Genomic DNA, 18925 nt, shown 5'->3' with positions numbered 1-18925 from the left:
CGCGCTCCTCAGGTCGGCCGGTTGGTGACCGGGATCTCGATGCTGATCGGCCGGGCCTCCGACAGGAACAGCAGGGCGGCCTTGCGCAGGAACTCGTCGAAGAGCCAATACGCCTTCGGCGCCAACGGGAAAGGCAACAATCCTTCGCGTACGGCCACAAAGGGTCCCCATGCCGTCCGGAGCAGCGGGTCCCACACCGGCTCGCGCGGGATCTTCAGCCACGCCGCGATCTCGTCGCCCAGCATGAATCTGGTGAACGCGCCGAGAATCGGCTTGCTGAGGATCCCGGCGTCCACACTCGATCCCAGGTTGAGCAGGATGTCGGCGAGCTTGATGCCCTCCGGGGTGGCCCGCAGGATCGGGTCGAGGACCTGCTCGGCCTGCGAGTCGGCCTCGGCCCACGAGTTCGGGATGTATTCCGCACGGACCCCGAGCATGTACGCGCCGACCTGCCACGAATGCAGGAACGCGGCCGACTCGTCCGCCGGGATCGGCACCTTCCACGCGGTCAGCTTGCGCATCACGGTGGTCGGCAGACTGTGCCAGGTCACCATGATGTCGCGCTGACTGATCGGGATGTCCTCGTCGGCGACCTGGGTCCAGTACGGCGACTGGGGCAGCAGGTGCCGGACCGCAGCGTGCACGAGTCGGGTCTTCACCGCCGTCACGATCATCTCGCCGTCGGGCTTGAATGCGTTCGTGGAGCCGATGTCGTACCCCAGCTTGGCGGTCTTGGAGATGCGGTCCTTCATGTCCGCGCCGCCCTGCGAGTAGTAGACGGCCAGGGCCTCCTTCGGGATGACGGTGCTCATCATGCCGCTGGCCAGGCCGTAGAGAACGCCCAGGTAGAGACCGCGCTTCTCGTTGAACTCCACGGCCAGGTCGAGTTTCGCCGGGTCGGCCCAGGACGGGAGCCGCCGGGCGTACTCGATGAAGTCGCGCAGGTCAGTGGGCAGGCCGGCCGGCAGCGCCTGGCCGTTCTTCTTCCAGGTGCGCAGCAGTTCGTTGACGTGCGGGACGTCGCCGCGCTCGATCAGGTCGGCGACCAGCGGGTCGGCCTCCGGGTCCCACACCCAGCGCGGGTCGACGCCCGCGCCGGTCCCGGCTACCGAGGCACTGGCCGGCCAGGTCCACGGGAGTGCCAGGGCGGCGCCGACCGCGCCCGCTTTCAGGATGTTGCGTCTGCTGAGTGAATCCACGCTTCGCTCCTCCGCTGACACGCTTCGTTCGCTGACACGCTTCGTTCGCTGACACGCTTCGTTCGCTGATACGGTGAAACACGAGGTGATTCCGTGTATCAGCGATGAGAGCACGCCGGGTCGCCGTTCACAAGCATGAATTTCTACGGACATCGATACGACACGAGCCTCACCTGGGCGGATTGATACGCTGATACAGATGGTGTAAACACATCTCGGGGGTGCGTGTGATGACCGGATCCGGTGACTCGACACTGCTCGGCCGCGCCCTTGCCGACGCCTTCGCCCCGGACAGCCCCGCCGACGAGGTCACCACACGCCTGCTCGACGCCGCCTACGACCAGTTCTGCCGGATGGGCATCCGCCGTTCCACCATGGAGGACGTGGCCCGACGGGCCGGCGTCTCCCGGATCACCGCCTACCGGCGGTTCGCCACCAAGGACGCCCTGGTCGAGCAGGTGGTGCGTCGCGAGTTCCGGCGCTACTTCGACCAGTTCCTCATCGACATCAGCTCGGCCCGCACCGCCGCCGACCGGGTCGTCGTCGGCTTCGCCTCGTCACTGCGCGCCTTCCGCAACAACCCGCTGATCGGCGGCCTGATGACCGCCGAACCGGACCTGCTCGTCCCCTCACTGATCAACGACGGTGGCCAGACGATGGCGGTGGTCCAGCGTTTCGTGGCCGCCCGCCTGCGCGTAGATCAGCAGGACGGCCACATCTCCCCCTCGGTCGACGTCGACCTGGTCGCCGAGGTCTGGACCCGCTTGTCCGCCTCGTTCCTGGCCATCCCGAGCCAACTGGTAGACCTCGACGACGACACCCAACTGCAAGACATCGCGCGTCGTTTCCTGGCCCCGATGCTCACCCCCACCAACACCGCAATGCCCACCGCCCCCAGCTGACGACCCCGCCCGTTACCTGACGCCCTCGCACCCCGCACCCGAGTTCCCGCAGGCCACGGCTCCCGGGCCCACAATCCAAGGCCCAAGATCGCCCAAGCCAAAATGCCGCAGCCGGCCTACCTCACCCAACCGACCCGGCGCGGCACGGACCGGCGCGGCACGGCACGGCGCGGCACGGCACGGCGCGGACCAACCCGGCGCGGCACGGACCGGCACGGCGCGGCGCGGACCAACCCTGCGCGGACGGCACGGCGCGGACCAACCCGGCGCGGCGCGGCACGGCACGGCACGGCACGGCACGGCGCGATCTTGCACGAATGTTCACCCTTGGGGCGATCTTGCACGTATCTCCAGGCCGGGGCATGGGAGAACGTGCAAGGTCTACGCCGCGAAATGGTTCTTGCAACGTAAGCCACGCCTGGGCACGAGAAATCGTGCAAGATCGCCGAAAGCGTGTAATACCGTGCAAGATTCACTTTGCGGGTACCGACATGAGACCTCGGCCGCTTTCGATAATCAACCAGGGACCCGCGAACGCGGCACTCGCACGCGAACACGGTTCGCCCGCGAACGCGGTGACGCCCGCGAACACGGTTCCGCCCGCGAACGCGGTGAGGCACGCAGACGCGGTGACGCACACAAACCGATGCAGCCCACTCGACCACCTGGGGTGAACGAGCCTACGAGAACCACGCGTCGCTACGGGTGATTGCCTGGCCCGTACCGCAGCTTGTTGTGTCAGTTGACGCTAACGTTAGCGGGAGCTAACGTTAGCGGTGCCCGGCTGGATGGGTCGGGTCAAAAGCGAGTGAGGGAGTACGGCTGTGGGTCGTCCAGTGGCGTTCTTCGAGATCATCAGCACCGACGCGGAGCGGGCGCGCGGTTTCTACACCGGGCTGTTCGGGTGGTCGGCCGCCGACCAGGAAGGTGGCTACGCCCTGGTGGACACCGGGGCCGGCGAAGGGGCGATCGGTGGTGGCATCGGGGCCGCGGAGTCCGCCGAGGAGGCCGGTGTGAAGATCTACGTGCAGGTCGACGACCTGGAGAAGACTCTGGAGCAGGCGGTGGCGCTCGGCGGGACGACCCTGGTCGAGCCGGCCGCTCTGCCCGGCGACTACGGTCGGTTCGCGGTGTTCGCCGATCCGGACGGCAACCCGGTTGGTCTGTGGGGATGAGCTGATGTTCGAGGACGAGTCCGACGACGCCTTCCGTGCGCTGGCGGAGCCGCGACGACGGGCGATCCTGCGCCTGGTCGCCACCGACGAGCTGGCAGCCGGGGAGATAGCCGCGGCGTTCGACGTGACTCGTACCGCGATCAGTCAGCATTTGACCGTGCTCCGCGAAGCCGGGCTGGTCAGCGAACGCCGCGCCGGGACCCGCCGGCTCTATCGGGCCCGGCCCGAAGGGCTGGCCGGTCTGCGGGAGTTCCTCGATTCGATGTGGAGCGACGCGCTCGACGTGGGGCGACGCCTGGTCGAGGCGGAGGCCGCCGAGCAGGCCGAGCACCGGACGGATGTGGCCTGAGCATGAGCGACAACGTCCGTCCGTTGCGGCGGCCGCCGATCCGGCAGTCCACGCTGGTCCGCAGCGGCCTGGAGCACACGTTCGAGGTGTTCGTCCGCGACATCGGCGTGTGGTGGCCGACCCGCCCGCATTCGCTCGGTCAGGAGCGGGTGGTGTCGGTGACCATCGAGCGGAAGCTAGGCGGTCAGGTCTTCGAGACGTGGGCGGACGGCTCGCGGGTCGGCTGGGGCGAGGTGATCGCCTGGGATCCGCCGGAGCGGTTCGGCATGACCTGGACGATCCTGCCCGTGGTCACCGAAGTGGAGCTGACGTTCACCGCGCTGGCGCCGGCCCTGACCCGGGTCGCGCTCGAACATCGCGGCTGGGACCGCCTCACCGAGGAGCAGATGGCCGCGGCCACCTCATCCGCGGGCGGCTACTCCGCCGGCTGGAAACGGATCCTCGAAATCTTCACGGAGGCCGCGGAAACGGAGGCCGAGCGACCGGAAGGTGTTTTATAGGCGTTTGGAACATGATGGGGCTTTTGCGAGGTCTACCGTCTGCGTATGAGACCTGCCTTCGCCCTGGCCTGCATCATCCCGCTTCTGTTCACGGCGGCGACACCCGTGAGGGCGGTGGGAGCGGAACCGTTGCCCCCGAATCTGGAGCGGGGACTGCCCGGTGCGACGGAGCTGCCCAAGGGCTTTCGGATGGTCGAGAATGATTCGGCCGATGGCAGCTACTTCTTCAGGGAGTCAGCCTGCGACTCCGACGACCCGTATGCCTTCGGCCGCTCGCACAGGTCTGCCCCCTACCACTTCTTCGAGAACGGTGACGGCGCCAGGGTCGAGATGATCATCGGACTGGCGCAGGGGCACGACCTGATTCGCACGATGCGTGAACGGCTCCGGGACTGCCCCCGCGGCGGCCCGCAAGGGTTCCCCCAGCCGGTGACCGCCCTCGACGTTCCGGACTTCGGCTTGGAGGTCGCGGCGTTGCGCTACACCGGCGGCCTCGCCTTTCAACCCGACGCGCACGCGGTCGCTGTCTACGGCGACGTGACCGCGGAAATCAATCTGAGGAAGACCTCGGCCGCCGACACCACCCGGATCCTGACCGCCTGGCAGAGCCGGCTGATCACCGTCCACCACTCGCCCACGCTGATGGGATCGGCTCTGCTCACCGGGCCGGAGCTGCCGAAGGGCTACACGCGCGTCCTCGGTGGTGAGGACTGGTCGCCGGACATCCACATGTACGGGTCCGAGTTGTGCGGCGGTGACGGCAAGCGGATCGAGGGGCCGCTGACCCGGGCGTGGCAGCAGTTCGAGAACCGGAACGGCGCCACCCTGGAGATCGAGGTCGCCGCCCTCGGCTCGGCCCAGGCCCGCCGGATCGTCGAACGGCTGGCGGCGGTTCCCGGACGGTGCCGGAGCCACGGTGACGACGTCGCCTCGGCCCAGCATCACCGGCTGGCGCTGCCCAACCTCGGCGGGCCGGCGGCCGGCGTGGTGACGGTCGGCACGTCCAGCGGCCGGAACCGGGAGCGGCGGCACTCGGTGGCCCTGGTGCGCGGCGACGTCCTGGTGACCTTCGACGAGCGGGGGCCGGACGACATCGACCTGCCGCGTTTCCTGCGGATCGTCAAGGCCGGAGCGGCGAAGGTGAGCGTGATCGGGAAGCCGTGAGAGACCCGGTCCGGGCGGCACGTCATGATAGGGGGGTGACGACGTGGAGCGGCGCGCTGTGGACCTGAACGAAGCGCGGGAACTCGCGGACAACCTGATGACCCGGCACGGACTCTCGGATTGGGCTCTGAGCTTCGACGACGCGAAGACGCGGGCCGGGATCTGCCGACTGGAAGCACGGGAGATCGGCCTGTCCCGGCCGTTGATCCGGCTGTATTCGGCGGACCAGGTGACCGAGACGGTTCTGCACGAGATCGCGCACGCCCTGGCCGGGCCGGGGCACGGGCACGATCGGGTGTGGCGGGCGATCGCGGTGCGGATCGGATGTTCCGGCACCAGATGTGTGCCGGAGGACGTGCCCCGGGTGGAGGGCGCCTGGGAGGGTGTCTGCCCGGCCGGCCACCGGACCACGGTGCATCGCCGGCCGGTCCGGGTACGGTCGTGTTCACGCTGCTCACCGTCTTTCGACAGGTCGGCGCTGTTCTCCTGGACACGGAACGGGGCGGCCGCGCCGATGCACCCGCGGTATGCGCAGGAGCTGGCCCGGCTCAGCGCGGTCCCGGCGGCCGTCGCGCCGGTGGTGGAGCTGCCGGTCGGCGCCCGGGTCCGGTTGACCGGCCGCGGCAAGTACGGCGGCCTGGCCGGCACCATCGTGAAACGGGGCCGGTCCCGCTATCAGGTGCAGACCAAGGCCGGCCTGCTGAACGTGCCGTTCCCGATGGCCGAGCCCGCCTGACCGGCTGTCAACGCAGCCAGCTGCGGTCCAGGTCCTCGGCGTAGTGACGGAGCGCCCGTCCGTACCGTCTGATGTCCGGGTCCTCGGTGGTGTCGGCGAGCAACCGCAGCAGGTCGGCGACCGCTTCGCGGGCGTCACCGGTGTTGTATCGCAGCATGGCCCGGAACACCCGCAACGGCCGGTCGGCCGGGAACCTGGCCAGCGCCTGCTCGAACACCTCGGCGGCCTCGCCGTCCCGGCCGAGGGCCCGTAGCGTGCTGCCCAGGCCGAGCATCGCGTCCCGCAGATCCGTCTCGGGCAGGTCACCGGCGATCGCCGCCCGGTAGTGCGGGACGGCCTCCGCCTCCCGGTCGAGCACGTCGTGCGCCCACGCCGTCTGGTAGGCCACCGCCGCGTCGTCCGGGAACTCGGCCCGCAGGCTCAGCAGCAGCTCGCGGGCCTCCTCGGCCCGGCCGTCGGCACGCAGCCGCACCGCCCGGGCGAGCCGTCCACCGTAGAGATCCGTGGTCACCGGTTGATCCTGCCATCACCCTGGTCGTGCCCGCCGGGCCCGGGGCAGCCGTCGCTCAGACCGGGAATCCCGTCGGGATTCGCCGTCTGAGCGACGGCTCATGGTCTTACCGCAGCGGCGCCTCGGTCGGGGTCATGGTGGCCTCGATCGTGTCGAGGATCTGCTCCACCTGCGGGCGCAGCAGCTGCCACTCCCGGCCGGTCGCCAGCGCCTCGTTCTCCGCGTCGACCGCCACCGCCAAGTCCCGCAGCAGCACCGCCAGCTCCCGGGCCCGCGCCTGGCGGGCGCCGTCGATGTTCTGTGCGCCGAGCGCGCCCCAGCGCACCGACAGGCCGGTCAGGTCGTCACGGACCGGCGGCCAGGCCAGGCCACGCCGTTCCGCCTCGCGCATCCCGAGAATGCTGAGCAGCCGCGACTCGGTGATCATCCGGGTCTCGGCGGACAGCGCGGCAGCCTCGGCGTCCCAGCTGGACGTGCGCTTGGACCGGGCGATCAGGACCGCCGCGGCGAGGCCGCCGAACAGCAGGAACAGCAGGAACCAGCCGAGGAACCCGCTGGAGCTGTCCTCCGCGGCGACCGGGACCGGGGCCACCGACTCCGCCGCGGCAGGCGTCGTGGTCGTCGCCTCCACCTTGGTCACCGTGACCTCGACGGTACGGGTGTCGGCCGGCTTCGGCTTCTCGGTGGTCTTGGTCGGCTCCGGGTCCTTCGTCTTCGTCGGCTCCGGATCGGTCGTCTTCGTGGGCTCCGGATCCTTGGTCTTCTCGGTCGTCCTGGTCGGCTCGGGGTCCTTCGTCTTCTCGGTCGTCTTCGTCGGCTCGGGTTCCTCGGTGCGGGTCGGCAGAGTGCGATCGACAGTCGCCTCCACCGACGGGCGCGTCGACGGCAGCGACCCGACGTCGCCCTCCCCGGTGCACGCCGTGAGCCCCAGCAGGCAGAAAACCACACCGACCGGCAGCAGTCGTCTCATGATCGCCATCTCCCACTCTCGCTGACTGGCATCAGCGTCCGGGCATCCGTCCCGGTGGGCATCCCTCGCCCCGGATGACCCTTCGGCCCGGATTCACTCGCGCGGGATGACGTCGCCGCCGGCCCGCCGGACGAGGCTTGGCCGGACCGGTGACACAGGCGTGTACGGCAGGGGGAACCGCCGCATGCAGAGCCGACTCCGACTGGCGGGCCACGGTGTGCAGCCGTTGCTGCTGATGTTCCCGCTGGGCCTCTTCTGGATGGCGTTCGTGTTCGACCTGGCCACCCTGCTGGGCGCGCCGGCGCTGGTCGGCACACTCGCCTACTGGAACCTGGTGGCCGGGCTGATCGGCGGAGTGCTCGCCGCGGTGGCCGTAGGGTTCGACGCGTTCACCGCCGTCGGGCCGCGCGCCGCCCGGATCGGGTTCGTCAGTCTGCTGCTCGACGTCGGTGTGCTGATCGTCTTCGCGGTGCTGACACTGATGCGGGTCCGGGGCGCTGATCGGGCCGCGGACCCGGGACTGCTGCTGATGGAGCTGGCCGGGCTGGCGGTGGCCGCCTTCGGCGCCTGGTTCGGAGGCCGTTTCGGCGATCCGCGCGCCCCCGTGGCCGAGCCGCTCCGCTAGCGCCTGTTTCGTAAGGGGGGCAGGACCGCACGTCACCACGCGAACGGGCGTGGTGACGTGCGGCGAAGCGGATCAGACGGGCTGGGGCTCGCGGAGACCGGCGATCGACGCGGCGATCAGGCAGATGCCGCCGAACACCAGAGTGGTCGCGCCGATCAGGACGAAACCGGCCAGCCCCAGCCCTGGCCAGACCAGCAGGGCCAGCGACGCCGCCACCGCGACCAGGCCGACCACGATCCGCCAGCCGCCGCCCGAACCCTTGCGGCCGAGGGCCAGGAGGATCTCACCGATCCCGTCGAACAGCCAGCCGAACGCGACGATCAGCAGCATCAGGCCCAGCGACTTGGTGGCGTCGGACAGGCAGAACACCCCGGCGCCGGCGACGAGCAGGCCGAGCAGCACCCCGAGTGCCCGGTGCAGCACGGACAGTCCGTCGGCGACGAACATCTGCAGGACGCGGATTCCGCCGACGATCAGCAGGTTGAGGCCGAACAGGAACGCCACCACTCGCAGGGTGGCCTCCGGCCAGGCGAACGCGAGGATGCCGATGCCGACGGCGAGCACGCCGGCGGCCAGGCGCAACCAGACCCAAGCTCGTGACATCGGGCTCACCGTGCCTCTCGGATGGGCTCGGCCGACGAGACACTGGGCCCGGCCGCCGAAGAGCCGGGCGAAGCCGAAGCCGCCGAAGAGCCGTGCACGGCCAGCGTGTAGATGACCAGCACGTCGATCGCGATGACGACCGCGCACCAGAACGGGTAGGCGGGCAGGAACAGCAGGTTGCCGAGGGCGCTGATCGCCGCGATGCCGATGCCGACCACCCGGGCCCACATCTGGCCGAGGAACACCCCGACCCCGGCGGCCATGGTGAGCAGGCCGAGGGTCGAGTGGAACACGCCCCAGACGGTGTAGTTGAAGTCGACCGCCAGCCCGGAGCTGGTGGTGAAGTAGTAGTCGTCGCGGACGATCGCCACGATGCCCTCGATCAGCTGGAAGCTGCCGAGGAGCATCAGGATCACGCCACTGAAGATCACCATGCCGAGCCAGTGGCCCGGCTCGGCGGTGTGAGCGGTTCGAGTGGTCATCGAGGGGTCTCCTTCCAGGCCCGTGGCCGCCAGTTCTCGACCACTTTGGCCACGGCGGTAACCAGGAACAGCTGGCCGATCAGGGCTTCCAGGACGGCGAGGCTCTGGGCCGGGTTGGTGGCCGGGACCATGTCGCCGTACCCGGTGGTGGTCATCGTGACGAAGCTGAAGAACAACGCCTGGGACAGGCGGGGGTCGCCGTCCTCGCCGAACAGCGGGCCCGGCTGAAGCGCGGCGACGCATTCGTAGCCGAACCCGAAGGCCATTCCGATCAGCAGGTACGCGGCGAGCGCGCCCAGCATGGTCTGCACGTCCACTCCGCCGTGCCGGCCCAGGTCCCGGACGATCGAGAACGGGGCCAGCAGGTAGAGCGCGCTCGCCGCCAGGAAGGTGTAGCCGACCAGTGGCGAATCCTGGACCAGCAGGTTGACCCCGGCCGCGACGAGAGCGAGCGCGAAGACCCCGGCGGCGGCCAGGCGCATGCCGATCCGGGCGCCGGACACCCGGAGCGCCTGCCACACCGTCAGGGTCTGCACGAACAGCAGCAACGCGACCATCGAGCGGCTCTCGGCGAGCAGGGCCAGCACGTACGTCCCGATGATCATGCCCAGCACCAGGCCGTACCCACCGCGGAGTCGGTCAGAACGCACCCGGGCCGTCCGATGACGCCGGCAGTCTGCGCACCTCGATCAGCCGCAGGCCGAGGCCGTGGATCCGGGAGATCAGGCCCACCACGGCCGACTGGTCGGGCAGCGAGCCGTGCAACACGGTCTCCGGCGGTTCCACACTGACCGTGAGGTCACGTAGCTCCGCGAGCAGCTCCTCCGGGATGACCCCGGAGACCCGCACCTGATATGTCGCCTCGGGCATGACTCGTCCCCTCCCCAAATCGTTCCGGTCAGCCTTCAACCGCTCCGGTTCCGGCACGTCATCCCGGAGGGATGACGGATTCCGTACCGCGCACACGGGCGTGGAAGAGGCCCAGCTTGAACAGCCGCTCCAGCCGCCGGACGGTGAACGGGTGCGACATCGGCAGCTGGGCCAGACCCACCCAGAAGCCGCGCAGCGCCTGCCCCTGGCGGACCAGTTGCTCGATGTCGGTGGTCTGCTCGGTGTGCCGGCCGGAGGCGAGCAGCACCAGGCCTGTCGCGCCGGCCGGGGACAGGTGCGCGCCGTGCCTGTCGCACGAGTACTCCCGCAGCCGGGACAGCGCCGGGCCGAGCAGCGGGATCCGCTCCGAGTAGCAGACCGACAGCTGGTACCACAGCGAGACGTGGTGCAGCCGGATGTGGCCCAGCTCGTGGCCGAGGATGAACCGCAGCCCGTCCCGGTTGTTCTCGCGCAGGTTCACGAACAGCTCGTTGGCCAGCACCACGTAGTCGTGGCCGGTGGCCTGGGCGGCGAACGCGTTCAGGGTGCCGTTGCCGTTGGCCAGGTACAGGTTCGGCCGGCGCTTGAGACCCAGCTTGTGGGCGTAGTCGTCCATGGTCCGGTAGATGTCGCCGTACTGCTTGGGCGACAGCTCGACCGCGGTGCCGCGGGTCGACGCCCGCTGCGTCTCACGGACGATGATCAGCCCGGGCACGAACAGCAGCAGACCGATGAAGGCGGATCGGACGGTTGTCGCCCAGCCGGTGTTCTCCAGCCGTTCCGGCAGGTAGGGCAGGGTGGCCGCGGCCTGAAGGATGAACACCACGATGATCACGTTGAGGATCACCATGAACACGTAGAACGGCAGCTCGGCGGGGTGCCGCAGCTTGGCCGGTCTGGAATGCGTGGACACGACGGATCTCCTGTCTCCCGGTTTGCCGGTGACCTTCCGCTGCGCGGCTGCACCGCGCCTCATCCCGCCGGAATGAGGCCCGGTCACCGCCGGTCCGGCGAGGCTGCAAAGACCCTTCAGCTCGTACGCGCAGAGGAGCCCCGCCATGCCTGAGGCATCAGTCGTGTCCCCGAACCGGGCCTGGCTCGCCCGGTCGTCGTTCGCCGCGGCCGCTGCCGCCGTCGTCCTGGTCCTCGCCGTCGCCGGTCTGCGTGGTGGTCTCGGACTGCTGCTGGCCGGGGCGCTCGGCAGCGCGGCCGGGCTGGCCGGGGCCTGGTGGTTCCTCAGCCACCGGGGGCTGTGGCGGTGGCTGGCCGGCACGGTCGTCGTGCTCGCCCCGATCACGGTGGCGGTCGTCTACATGCGGCACCGGCTGCTCTGGGTGGTCATCGTGTTCGCGCTGCTCTGGGCGGTCGCGGTGGCGGCCGGGCGGCGGGCGCTGGCCGAACCCGGGAACGGCCCGGCGGAACGGGTCACGGCGGCGCCGCTCCGGCCGTACCTCATCATGAATCCTCGCTCGGGGGGCGGCAAAGTCGGACGTTTCCGCCTCGCGGAACGGGCCCGCGCCCTCGGCGCGCAGGTCTTCGTCCTGGACGGACCGGCGGTGGACGTCGAGGAGGTGGCCCGGCAGGCGGTCCGTGACGGCGCCGATCTGCTCGGGGTGGCCGGCGGCGACGGCACCCAGGCGCTGGTCGCCGGAGTCGCGGCCGAGCACGGGCTGCCGTTCCTGGTGATCTCGGCGGGCACCCGCAACCATTTCGCGCTCGATCTAGGCCTGGACCGGGAGGATCCGTCGACCTGCCTGGACGCGCTCACCGACGGTGTCGAGATGCGGGTCGACCTGGGACTGATCGGGGACCGGACGTTCGTCAACAACGCCTCGTTCGGGGCGTACGCGGCGGTGGTGCAGAGTCCCGCCTACCGCGACGACAAGGTCGGCACCACGCTGGAGATGCTGCCGGACGCGCTCACCGGGACCCGCGGGCCGCATCTGGCGCTGACCGTCGACGGGGTCACCGTCACCGGGTCGCAGGCGGTGCTGGTCAGCAACAATCCGTACGCCACCGGGGACATCGCCGGGCTCGGGGAGCGGCCGCGGCTCGACCTCGGGGTGCTCGGGGTGCTGGCGGTGACCGTGCGCGGGGCCGCCGATGCCGCCCGGCTGATCAGCGGGCGCGGGCGGGCCCGTTCGCTGACCGTCCGCGCGGCCACCGAGGCGGTCGTCGACGCCGACGCCCCGTCCGTGCCGGTCGGCATCGACGGCGAGGCGGTGCTGCTGCCGACCCCGGTGCGCTGCCTGATCCGGCCCGGCGCGCTGCGGGTGCGGGTGCCGCGGCAGCGCCCCGGGAACCGGCCGGCGCTGCCCGAGATGGACTGGACACGACTGCGGCGGCTGGCTCTCACCAGCCGCCGCAGCTAGCTCCTCGGATCGGTCAGCGCCGGCGGGCCACCCGGCGGGTCACCCGTCGTGCGGTGCGCCGGCCGGTACGCCTGGCCACTCTCCTCGAACCGAACATGATCGTCTCCCTCTCTGCCGGGTCTTGCTATCGGGCGGCTGCCGCCGTCTCCAGGTCGTGCAGTTCCTTGGCCTCCTCGGCCGCGAGCAGCCCGATCCCGACCAGGTCGAGCGGGCTGATGAATCCGTCGGCCAGCCGGAACCCGCCGGCCCGGGCGATCGCGTCGCGCAGCGGCACCGCCCAGTGGTGCTCGATCAGCAGCAGCGCCGCGGCACTGTCCGGCGGAATGTCGCCGAGCACGTCCCAGGCTTGCGGGTCGTCGAAGACCGCGACACCGTCCTCGGCCGCCGCCGCGCCCAGCTGCGCCCCGGCCACCGCGCCCGCCTCGCCCTCGATGCCGAGACCGATCAGGGCGCCGACCTTGCTGCCGAGCTCGACGGCCTCCTCCTGGGACAGGTTGCTCAGGTGTTCCACCTCCAGCCCGCCGTCCGCGTCCTTGTAGACGGCGAGGGCGTCGATCACCCGTACCGTGTCGCTCTGCCGGAGACGTTCCAGCTCGGCGATCACCTCGCCATGGAAGTTCGGGTGCGGGAAACCCAGCACGATCAGCTGGACGGGACCGATGGACATCTTTCACTCCTCAGATCTGCGTCACCGACGATTGCGATCCTCGGTCCGGCCGGTGTTCCCGCGCCTCATCCGGTGCGGGTGAGGGGCCAGCCGCCCGCGCCGGGGACCCTCACCACATGAGACGACTACTCCCGATGTTCGCCGGGCTTCTCCTGCTCACCGGATGCTCCGGAGAGCCGGCCACCCCGCAGGCCGCGGTCTGTGAGAGCTACGCGGCCGTGCAGAACACCGTCGAACACATCCGCAACACCAACGTGTCGGAGAACGGGCTGTCCGCCCTCAAGCCGTACGTCACTCAGCTGATCGACCAGCTGAAACAGTTCGTCGCCGACGCCCAGGCACAGTTCGGCGCCCAGGCCGACACGCTGCGGGCCACCGTCGACGAGCTGTCGGCAAGCGTCGACGTCGCACGGGCCGACCCCAATATCAACAACCTTTCGGTGGTACGGGCGGACGTCGCCGACGTCCGGGCCGGGGCGCAGACCCTGCGCGCCACCATTCAGGAAACCTGCTGAGGGGGTGCGTCCATGCACGTCCAACACAGCCGGGCGACTGGATGGACCGCGTGGGTCCTGTTCGGCGGCGTGATGCTCGTGCTGCTCGGCACGGTCCACCTCTACGCCGGCTCGATCGGCCTGATCCGACCCGAGATCCTCGCCGGCACCCGCTCCGACCTGCTCCTGCCCATCTCGATGACGGCCCTCGGCTGGACCCACGTGGTGTTCGGCACGATCGCGATCGTCACCGGGGTCGGGCTGATCCGCGGACTGCTCTGGGCCCGGTTCACCGCCATCCTGTTCGCGGGCGTGTCGATGCTGGTCAACTTCACGTTCGCCGCCGCCCACCCGCTCTGGTCGGCGGTCGCGCTCGGGCTCGCCGCCGTCGTCGTGTGGGCCGCCGCCTACCACGGCGAAGAGGTGGCCGACGCGTACGGCACGTGAGTCTGCGGCGGCTCGACGACCTACAGCGACGGCGGGGCCCGCTCGGGTTCGGGTATGCGGTGATCTGCAAATACCTCGACGACGACGGGCCCCGCGAAGCCGCGTTGATCACCTACTACGGGTTCCTCAGCCTCTTCCCGATGCTGCTGCTCGGAGTCGCGGCCGTGTCCCAGGCGCTGGCCCGGCGGCCGGAACTGCGCCAGGAACTCATCGCCGCGATCGTGCCGCCCGCCCTCCAGCCCGGGATCGCGTCGTCGATGGCGAGCCTGTCCGCCTCGTACACGGCGCTGATCGCCGGCCTCGTCTGGCTGATCTACTCGGGAATCGGGGTGGTGCTCAGCGCGTACGACACTCTCAATCACGTCGCCGCCGTGCCCATCCGCAAGCGGGCCGGAATCGTCTCCAGATATCTGCGGGCGATGGCCGCCCTGGCGGTCGTCGTCGCCGGAACGGTCGCCATCGGCGGTCTCACCGTGGTCGCGCCCGCGCCGCTCGCCGTCGCCGGATCATGGCTGGTGACGAGCCTGGTGCTGCTGGCCACGGCCCGGATCCTGCTGATGCGGCCGGCGCCGCTGCGCTCGCTGTGGCCGGCGGCGACGATCGGCGCTCTCGGCGTGACCGGAGTGCTCACCCTCGGCGCCACCGTCCTGCCCGAACTGGTCCGCAGCGCCGGCCGCATCTACGGCGGTTTCGCCACGGTCGCCGGCTTCTTCACTCTGCTGTACCTGCTCAGCAACGTCCTGGTGCTGGCGGCCGAGATCGCCGCGGTCCGGCACGCCCGCTTGTGGCCACGCGCCCTCGACCCGTCCCGTCCCACCGAGGCCGACGCCCGGGCGATGCTGCTGCTGGCCCGCGAGCAGGAACGCCTCCCCGCCACCGACATCACCTACACCCTCCACACCCCGCCGCGACCGCCCGCACCTCGTGCGTAGCGCCCTCACCCAAGGACAGCCCCAGACGGATGACGTCTCCGCGCCCGCGACGCCTCCCCACGGCTCGTCGTCCGCGGCACCCCGCTCGCGGATCTTGCACGGTTCTCCACCCTCGCGCCGATCTTGCAGCCCTTTCCACGTCCCAACGGGAAGAAAGCTGCAAGGTCTCCCCGGCGCAGTAGACCTTGCACGACAAACCACACCCAGACGCGAAGAAGCATGCAAGATCGCCGCGAAGGTGAAGAACCGTGCAAGATCTACGAGGGCTGGTCGGGGCCAAATCGTCTGCGCGCGGTTTCGGTGGTGACGGCTGGAGGGGCGCGCTACGCGCGCCCCTCCGGGCGGGTTCGGGGCAGGAACCAGGCGGCGGTCAGGCCGATCAGGCCGGCGGCGGCCACCGCGAGCATCGCCCAGACGTAGGCGCGGTTCGGGTGGGTGCTGTCCACGCCGGCGACCAGGATGGTTCCGGCCAGGGCCGCGCCCAGTGAGGAGCCCAGGTTGGAGATGCTCCGGGACAGGCCGGAGATCTCGCCTTGGAGGTCTTCGCCGAAGCTGGACTGGACCACGTTCACCGAAGGGGTGAGCATGCCGCCCAGTCCGAGCCCGATGATGAACAGCCCGGGAATCAGCGACCAGATGCTGTCGAAAATGCTGCTCAGGGCCAGGAGCAGGGCGATGCCGGCGACGGTGACGGCGAACCCGGCGAGGATCAGGGTGCGCTGCGGGCGGCGGCGGGCCATGCGTTCGGCCAGCAGCGACGACAGCAGGACACCGACGGTGGTGGCGGTGAAGACGGCGCCCGTCTCGATGGCGTTGTATCCCTTGACCACCTGTAGGTAGGTGGAGACCACGAACGACGTGCCCATCACCATGAGCCATTGCATGTTCTGGGTGACCAGGCCCAGGTTGGAGGCCCGGTTCCGGAACAGGACGGTGGGCAGCAGCGGGTCGCGGCCGGCTCGTTCCCTGGCTCGGACGGTGGCGAAGAACCAGGTCAGCACCAGAGCGCCGGCGATCACCAGGCCGAGCATGAGCCGTGGGTCGTCGTCGGCGGCGAGGATGCCGAGGACGATCAGGATCAGGCCGGCGGCGGACAGGACGGCGCCGCCGAAGTCGAACGGCTGGCCGCGGTCGGCGGGCAGCGGGTCCTGGACGGCACGGCGGGCGAGCAGCACGATCGCGAGGACGATGAGGGCCTGGAACGCGAAGGCGGCGCGCCAGCTCACCGCGTACGCGATGAAGCCGCCGAGCAGGGGTCCGGCGACCGCGCCGATGCCGCCCATCGCGCTGATCGCGCCGAAGGCGCGGGCCCGTGAACCGATGTCGCGGAACAGCAGGGTGGTGAGGATGTACACGGGTGGGATGAGCAGCGCCGTGCCGACACCTTCGAAGATCGAATAGCCGATGACGAGTACGGGCAGGCTCGGCGCGACGGAGCTGAGCAGGGCGCCGGTGCCGAAGAGCAGCAGGCCCAGCTGGAGGCACCACTTGCGGCCGAGGATGTCGGTGAGTTTCCCGCCGGGGATCATCAGCGCGGCCATGACCAGCAGGAACAGGGTGATGGCGAGTTGCACGCCCTGGACCGTGGTGTCCAGGTCGGCGCTGATGTCGGTGATCATCACGTTCATGTTGGAGCCGGCGAAGCTGCAGATGAACTGGGCCAGCGCGAACGCGATCAGGGCGCGTCGCAGCCCGACCGGGAAGCGCCCGGTCGTGGTCCGTTCCACCATCGGGAGTCTCCTATGCAGAGCGATTGTGAGACGCGACTATGAGAAGGGGCGGTGGTCCCGGCTCCAGCGGGGGCCGATCTCGCTCCATTCGCGCTGCCAGGCGCGGGCCCGGTAGCGGTCGAGCAGGGCCATGCCGATGCGCCGCAGCCCGTTGGCGGCGGCGGCCACGGTGGCGACGGCCACCACCGCGATGAGCGCGGCTTTGCCGACCGGGTTGCGGTCGCCGGGTTTGGTGCGCAGGTCACCGCGGTTGCTGACCCAGATCTTCACCTCGTCGCCCGGTCCTTTGCCGGGTTCGACGGTGATCAGGCCGGTGCGTTTGACCCCGTTCGGCGCGGTCCAGCTGGCCTGGGCGGAGTACGGGGTGGACCGCCTGTCGGATTCGGTGCCGTCGAGCCGGGCGGTCACCTCACGGAGGTTGTCACGTTCCCAGGCGATCGCCCGCTGGTCGGATTCGTAGCTGGCGCCCGCGGCCCACCAGGCCAGTACCGGCGAGCCGAGCAGGACGAGCGAGAACAGGCTGACCAGCATCACCATCTCGAACCGGTCCGAGCCCCGCCACAGTGGGTTCTTTCTGCGGACGAACATGCTCGAAGGATCGTGCCCGCCGGGGCGCAGCGGTTCATCCCCGCCGGATGAGGAGAGCCCGCTCGCGCTCGGCGAGGCTCGGTCCCGGAACGGAGGCCGGATGACGGCTTGGTCCGGAACGGAGGCCGGGATGACGGCTCGGTCCCGGAACGAAGGCCGGATGACGGCTCGTTCCCGAAACGGGAGGTGAGCATGCCGATCTGGCTGCGGCTGCGGCACGAGACCGAGGAGGCCACCGCCTCCGGGATCTACGGACTGATCGTCGGAGCGGCCGTGCTGGTGGCCTCGCACGCGGCGACGGCGTGGCGGACGACGATCGTGGTGGTGGTCACGCTGACGATCTACTGGCTGGCCGAACGTTACGCCCGGATCGTCGCCGAACGCATCCACGAGGGCCACCGGCCGACCTGGCACACCGTGCGCCACCAGTTGACCAGCGGCTGGGAGATGGTGACGGCGAGTGTCCTGCCGCTGCTGGCGCTGGGGGCGGCCCGGCTGGCCGGCGCCTCGCAGGAGGCAGCCGAGATCGTGTCACTGACGTGCACGACGGGCCTGCTGTGCGTGGCCGGCTGGTGGATCGGCGCGGACGGCCGCCTGCACCCGCTGGAACGCCTGCTCTCCACCCTGACCGCCGGAGCCTTCGGAGCGGCCCTGATCCTGCTGAAGACGCAGCTGCACTGACTCTGCCGGTGGACCACCGCATCAACTCTGCTGATAGACCACCGCCGACAGGCCACAGCCCGCGTCATGGAACAGGTAGAAACAGCCCTCGCCGTAGTCGGCCCACAGGTCGCCACCGGTGACCATGCCGACGAACGGCATCGTCTCGGAGCAGCGGGGACACGACGGGAACTCCGGATCCTGGATCCACTGCGGCGACCCGCCGAGCGTGGACCCGCCCTCCTCCCAGGCGTTGCCGGCGAACGGGCTGGGCCGGGCCGCCCCGAGCCCGAGCGCCGGCGCATCGGGCAGCCCGTCGAGCTCATGCGGCGCCCACTTGCCGGGGATCGCCGCCGGGCGCTCGGCGAAGGCCACGAACCGGCCGGCCGAGTCGTTGAAGATGGTCGCGTAGCTGCCGCAGAGCGTGCACGTGGCGATCACGATCTGCCCCGGCCCGGACCCGAAGAGGTCGGGAAGCGAGGCCCGGGGCACGTCGAGCAGCCGCCACATCGGGAACCCGCACCACCCGCACTCCCCCAGCCGCCCACCGGACACGGCGGGCGAGCCCGGCGTCAACGCGACCGCGACCGCGCTGGACAGCCGCCGCACGGCGCCGGACGGGGTGCGCTCCCAGCTGCCGGCATGGGACAACCGGCCCACCGGCTCGTGCCGGAAGGCGGTGGCCGTCGCGCCGGCGGCCAGCATGTGCAGCAGCCCATCCGGGTCGTCGTCGGCGTCGAGCCGGCGAATCAGCTCGGCCGCGGTCTCCTCGCTCATCGCCCGGTAGAGATCGGCGACCCACCGGAACTCCGAGTCGGCCAGCCGCAGATGGAACGGGGTCAGCGCGGCTGGCCGCTCCTTGCCGAGCGTCTCCAACTCGGTCGGGTCGTCGATCTCGAACGCCCGATCCACCAGCCGCGACACATCCTCGATCTCCACGCCGCGGACA

General features: G+C 70.3%; 24 protein-coding genes. 12 read left to right on the top strand and 12 right to left on the bottom strand.

Annotated elements, in window-relative coordinates:
• Nucleotides 1-8 precede the first annotated feature (8 nt).
• Entirely contained in the window at nucleotides 9-1199 is a 1191-nt protein-coding gene (locus tag AB0E94_RS21810; protein ID WP_360328816.1) for an oxygenase MpaB family protein, read from the bottom strand.
• 230 nt (nucleotides 1200-1429) lie between these two features.
• Between AB0E94_RS21810 and AB0E94_RS21805 the strand changes: the two genes are divergently transcribed.
• The 6 genes from AB0E94_RS21805 (at nucleotide 1430) to AB0E94_RS21780 (ending at nucleotide 6025) form a co-directional block, all read left to right on the top strand.
• Nucleotides 1430-2101: a TetR/AcrR family transcriptional regulator gene (locus tag AB0E94_RS21805; RefSeq protein WP_360328814.1), complete on the top strand. Its 672-nt coding sequence runs from the start codon at nucleotides 1430-1432 to the stop codon at nucleotides 2099-2101.
• 824 nt (nucleotides 2102-2925) lie between these two features.
• Complete coding sequence (locus AB0E94_RS21800) at nucleotides 2926-3276, top strand: VOC family protein (RefSeq protein WP_360328812.1); 351 nt, start codon at nucleotides 2926-2928, stop codon at nucleotides 3274-3276.
• A 4-nt stretch (nucleotides 3277-3280) separates the two neighbouring features.
• Nucleotides 3281-3625: a metalloregulator ArsR/SmtB family transcription factor gene (locus AB0E94_RS21795; protein ID WP_360328810.1), complete on the top strand. Its 345-nt coding sequence runs from the start codon at nucleotides 3281-3283 to the stop codon at nucleotides 3623-3625.
• Between the two features lie 2 nt (nucleotides 3626-3627).
• Complete coding sequence (locus AB0E94_RS21790; RefSeq protein WP_360328808.1) at nucleotides 3628-4125, top strand: SRPBCC domain-containing protein; 498 nt, start codon at nucleotides 3628-3630, stop codon at nucleotides 4123-4125.
• A gap of 189 nt (nucleotides 4126-4314) precedes the next feature.
• The gene (locus AB0E94_RS21785; RefSeq protein ID WP_360328806.1) at nucleotides 4315-5289 is read left to right on the top strand and encodes a hypothetical protein; all 975 of its coding nucleotides are present in this window, start codon (nucleotides 4315-4317) and stop codon (nucleotides 5287-5289) included.
• A gap of 43 nt (nucleotides 5290-5332) precedes the next feature.
• Nucleotides 5333-6025 carry a SprT family zinc-dependent metalloprotease gene (locus AB0E94_RS21780; protein ID WP_360328805.1) on the top strand — a complete coding sequence of 231 codons (693 nt, stop codon included), beginning with the start codon at nucleotides 5333-5335 and terminating at the stop codon, nucleotides 6023-6025.
• A gap of 7 nt (nucleotides 6026-6032) precedes the next feature.
• Here the strand turns inward: AB0E94_RS21780 and AB0E94_RS21775 are convergent, their stop codons facing one another.
• Together AB0E94_RS21775 and AB0E94_RS21770 are read right to left on the bottom strand one after the other, a co-directional pair.
• A complete protein-coding gene (locus tag AB0E94_RS21775) occupies nucleotides 6033-6536 on the bottom strand; it encodes a tetratricopeptide repeat protein (protein ID WP_360328803.1) in 504 nt (167 codons plus the stop codon).
• 106 nt (nucleotides 6537-6642) lie between these two features.
• A complete protein-coding gene (locus AB0E94_RS21770; protein WP_360328801.1) occupies nucleotides 6643-7506 on the bottom strand; it encodes a hypothetical protein in 864 nt (287 codons plus the stop codon).
• 184 nt (nucleotides 7507-7690) lie between these two features.
• Between AB0E94_RS21770 and AB0E94_RS21765 the strand changes: the two genes are divergently transcribed.
• Nucleotides 7691-8131, top strand: a complete 441-nt coding sequence (locus tag AB0E94_RS21765; protein WP_360328799.1) for a DUF2231 domain-containing protein — start codon at nucleotides 7691-7693, stop codon at nucleotides 8129-8131.
• A gap of 72 nt (nucleotides 8132-8203) precedes the next feature.
• On the opposite strand, the gene AB0E94_RS21760 is transcribed toward AB0E94_RS21765, so the two are convergent.
• Genes AB0E94_RS21760 through AB0E94_RS21740 form a run of 5 tightly spaced genes read right to left on the bottom strand, consistent with a single transcriptional unit; the run spans nucleotide 8204 to nucleotide 10999 of the window.
• Entirely contained in the window at nucleotides 8204-8734 is a 531-nt protein-coding gene (locus AB0E94_RS21760) for a DUF308 domain-containing protein (RefSeq protein ID WP_360328797.1), read from the bottom strand.
• A gap of 5 nt (nucleotides 8735-8739) precedes the next feature.
• On the bottom strand, nucleotides 8740-9216 hold the full coding sequence (locus tag AB0E94_RS21755) for a hypothetical protein (RefSeq protein ID WP_360328795.1): 477 nt from the start codon (nucleotides 9214-9216) through the stop codon (nucleotides 8740-8742).
• Nucleotides 9213-9866, bottom strand: a complete 654-nt coding sequence (locus AB0E94_RS21750) for a potassium channel family protein (RefSeq protein ID WP_360328793.1) — start codon at nucleotides 9864-9866, stop codon at nucleotides 9213-9215. Before AB0E94_RS21750 ends, AB0E94_RS21755 begins: the two co-directional genes overlap by 4 nt.
• On the bottom strand, nucleotides 9856-10086 hold the full coding sequence (locus AB0E94_RS21745) for a hypothetical protein (RefSeq protein ID WP_360328791.1): 231 nt from the start codon (nucleotides 10084-10086) through the stop codon (nucleotides 9856-9858). Before AB0E94_RS21745 ends, AB0E94_RS21750 begins: the two co-directional genes overlap by 11 nt.
• 58 nt (nucleotides 10087-10144) lie before the next feature.
• Nucleotides 10145-10999: a M48 family metallopeptidase gene (locus AB0E94_RS21740; protein ID WP_360328789.1), complete on the bottom strand. Its 855-nt coding sequence runs from the start codon at nucleotides 10997-10999 to the stop codon at nucleotides 10145-10147.
• A 145-nt stretch (nucleotides 11000-11144) separates the two neighbouring features.
• Here AB0E94_RS21740 and AB0E94_RS21735 point away from each other — a divergent pair, with 145 nt between their 5' ends.
• Nucleotides 11145-12458, top strand: a complete 1314-nt coding sequence (locus tag AB0E94_RS21735) for a diacylglycerol kinase family protein (protein WP_360328788.1) — start codon at nucleotides 11145-11147, stop codon at nucleotides 12456-12458.
• Between the two features lie 124 nt (nucleotides 12459-12582).
• Here the strand turns inward: AB0E94_RS21735 and AB0E94_RS21730 are convergent, their stop codons facing one another.
• A complete protein-coding gene (locus AB0E94_RS21730) occupies nucleotides 12583-13125 on the bottom strand; it encodes a hypothetical protein (protein ID WP_360328786.1) in 543 nt (180 codons plus the stop codon).
• A gap of 116 nt (nucleotides 13126-13241) precedes the next feature.
• On the opposite strand from AB0E94_RS21730, the gene AB0E94_RS21725 reads away from it, so the two are divergent.
• From AB0E94_RS21725 to AB0E94_RS21715, 3 genes are read left to right on the top strand one after another with little or no spacing between them, the layout of a single operon-like run.
• The gene (locus AB0E94_RS21725; protein WP_360328784.1) at nucleotides 13242-13640 is read left to right on the top strand and encodes a hypothetical protein; all 399 of its coding nucleotides are present in this window, start codon (nucleotides 13242-13244) and stop codon (nucleotides 13638-13640) included.
• Nucleotides 13641-13652: 12 nt separating this feature from the next.
• Nucleotides 13653-14066, top strand: coding sequence for a hypothetical protein (locus AB0E94_RS21720; RefSeq protein WP_360328782.1), 414 nt, complete (start codon nucleotides 13653-13655; stop codon nucleotides 14064-14066).
• On the top strand, nucleotides 14063-14998 hold the full coding sequence (locus AB0E94_RS21715; RefSeq protein ID WP_360328780.1) for a YhjD/YihY/BrkB family envelope integrity protein: 936 nt from the start codon (nucleotides 14063-14065) through the stop codon (nucleotides 14996-14998). The genes AB0E94_RS21720 and AB0E94_RS21715 overlap by 4 nt, the downstream gene beginning before the upstream one ends.
• Before the next feature lie 323 nt (nucleotides 14999-15321).
• Here the strand turns inward: AB0E94_RS21715 and AB0E94_RS21710 are convergent, their stop codons facing one another.
• Together AB0E94_RS21710 and AB0E94_RS21705 are read right to left on the bottom strand one after the other, a co-directional pair.
• Nucleotides 15322-16728: an MFS transporter gene (locus AB0E94_RS21710; RefSeq protein ID WP_360328778.1), complete on the bottom strand. Its 1407-nt coding sequence runs from the start codon at nucleotides 16726-16728 to the stop codon at nucleotides 15322-15324.
• A 36-nt stretch (nucleotides 16729-16764) separates the two neighbouring features.
• A complete protein-coding gene (locus AB0E94_RS21705) occupies nucleotides 16765-17316 on the bottom strand; it encodes a hypothetical protein (RefSeq protein WP_360328776.1) in 552 nt (183 codons plus the stop codon).
• 192 nt (nucleotides 17317-17508) lie between these two features.
• Between AB0E94_RS21705 and AB0E94_RS21700 the strand changes: the two genes are divergently transcribed.
• The gene (locus AB0E94_RS21700) at nucleotides 17509-17997 is read left to right on the top strand and encodes a hypothetical protein (RefSeq protein ID WP_360328774.1); all 489 of its coding nucleotides are present in this window, start codon (nucleotides 17509-17511) and stop codon (nucleotides 17995-17997) included.
• A 21-nt stretch (nucleotides 17998-18018) separates the two neighbouring features.
• On the opposite strand, the gene AB0E94_RS21695 is transcribed toward AB0E94_RS21700, so the two are convergent.
• Nucleotides 18019-18915 carry a hypothetical protein gene (locus tag AB0E94_RS21695; protein WP_360328772.1) on the bottom strand — a complete coding sequence of 299 codons (897 nt, stop codon included), beginning with the start codon at nucleotides 18913-18915 and terminating at the stop codon, nucleotides 18019-18021.
• Nucleotides 18916-18925: the final 10 nt, after the last annotated feature.

Source organism: Actinoplanes sp. NPDC026670 (assembly GCF_040638175.1).
In the GTDB taxonomy this organism is placed as follows: domain Bacteria; phylum Actinomycetota; class Actinomycetes; order Mycobacteriales; family Micromonosporaceae; genus Actinoplanes.
The sequence above is the reverse complement of the archived record's forward strand: the minus strand, read 5'-3'. Positions and strand labels throughout refer to the sequence as shown.

Bases quoted from the DNA above. Each gene is read 5' to 3' on its own strand.
- AB0E94_RS21730 (WP_360328786.1), bottom strand. From the start codon at position 13,125: ATGTCCATCGGTCCCGTCCAGCTGATCGTGCTGGGTTTCCCGCACCCG.
- AB0E94_RS21805 (WP_360328814.1), top strand. From the start codon at position 1,430: ATGACCGGATCCGGTGACTCGACACTGCTCGGCCGCGCCCTTGCCGAC.
- AB0E94_RS21745 (WP_360328791.1), bottom strand. From the start codon at position 10,086: ATGCCCGAGGCGACATATCAGGTGCGGGTCTCCGGGGTCATCCCGGAG.
- AB0E94_RS21735 (WP_360328788.1), top strand. From the start codon at position 11,145: ATGCCTGAGGCATCAGTCGTGTCCCCGAACCGGGCCTGGCTCGCCCGG.
- AB0E94_RS21710 (WP_360328778.1), bottom strand. From the start codon at position 16,728: ATGGTGGAACGGACCACGACCGGGCGCTTCCCGGTCGGGCTGCGACGC.
- AB0E94_RS21795 (WP_360328810.1), top strand. From the start codon at position 3,281: ATGTTCGAGGACGAGTCCGACGACGCCTTCCGTGCGCTGGCGGAGCCG.
- AB0E94_RS21770 (WP_360328801.1), bottom strand. From the start codon at position 7,506: ATGAGACGACTGCTGCCGGTCGGTGTGGTTTTCTGCCTGCTGGGGCTC.
- AB0E94_RS21755 (WP_360328795.1), bottom strand. From the start codon at position 9,216: ATGACCACTCGAACCGCTCACACCGCCGAGCCGGGCCACTGGCTCGGC.
- AB0E94_RS21790 (WP_360328808.1), top strand. From the start codon at position 3,628: ATGAGCGACAACGTCCGTCCGTTGCGGCGGCCGCCGATCCGGCAGTCC.
- AB0E94_RS21705 (WP_360328776.1), bottom strand. From the start codon at position 17,316: ATGTTCGTCCGCAGAAAGAACCCACTGTGGCGGGGCTCGGACCGGTTC.
- AB0E94_RS21725 (WP_360328784.1), top strand. From the start codon at position 13,242: ATGAGACGACTACTCCCGATGTTCGCCGGGCTTCTCCTGCTCACCGGA.
- AB0E94_RS21765 (WP_360328799.1), top strand. From the start codon at position 7,691: ATGCAGAGCCGACTCCGACTGGCGGGCCACGGTGTGCAGCCGTTGCTG.
- AB0E94_RS21720 (WP_360328782.1), top strand. From the start codon at position 13,653: ATGCACGTCCAACACAGCCGGGCGACTGGATGGACCGCGTGGGTCCTG.
- AB0E94_RS21760 (WP_360328797.1), bottom strand. From the start codon at position 8,734: ATGTCACGAGCTTGGGTCTGGTTGCGCCTGGCCGCCGGCGTGCTCGCC.
- AB0E94_RS21785 (WP_360328806.1), top strand. From the start codon at position 4,315: ATGGTCGAGAATGATTCGGCCGATGGCAGCTACTTCTTCAGGGAGTCA.
- AB0E94_RS21700 (WP_360328774.1), top strand. From the start codon at position 17,509: ATGCCGATCTGGCTGCGGCTGCGGCACGAGACCGAGGAGGCCACCGCC.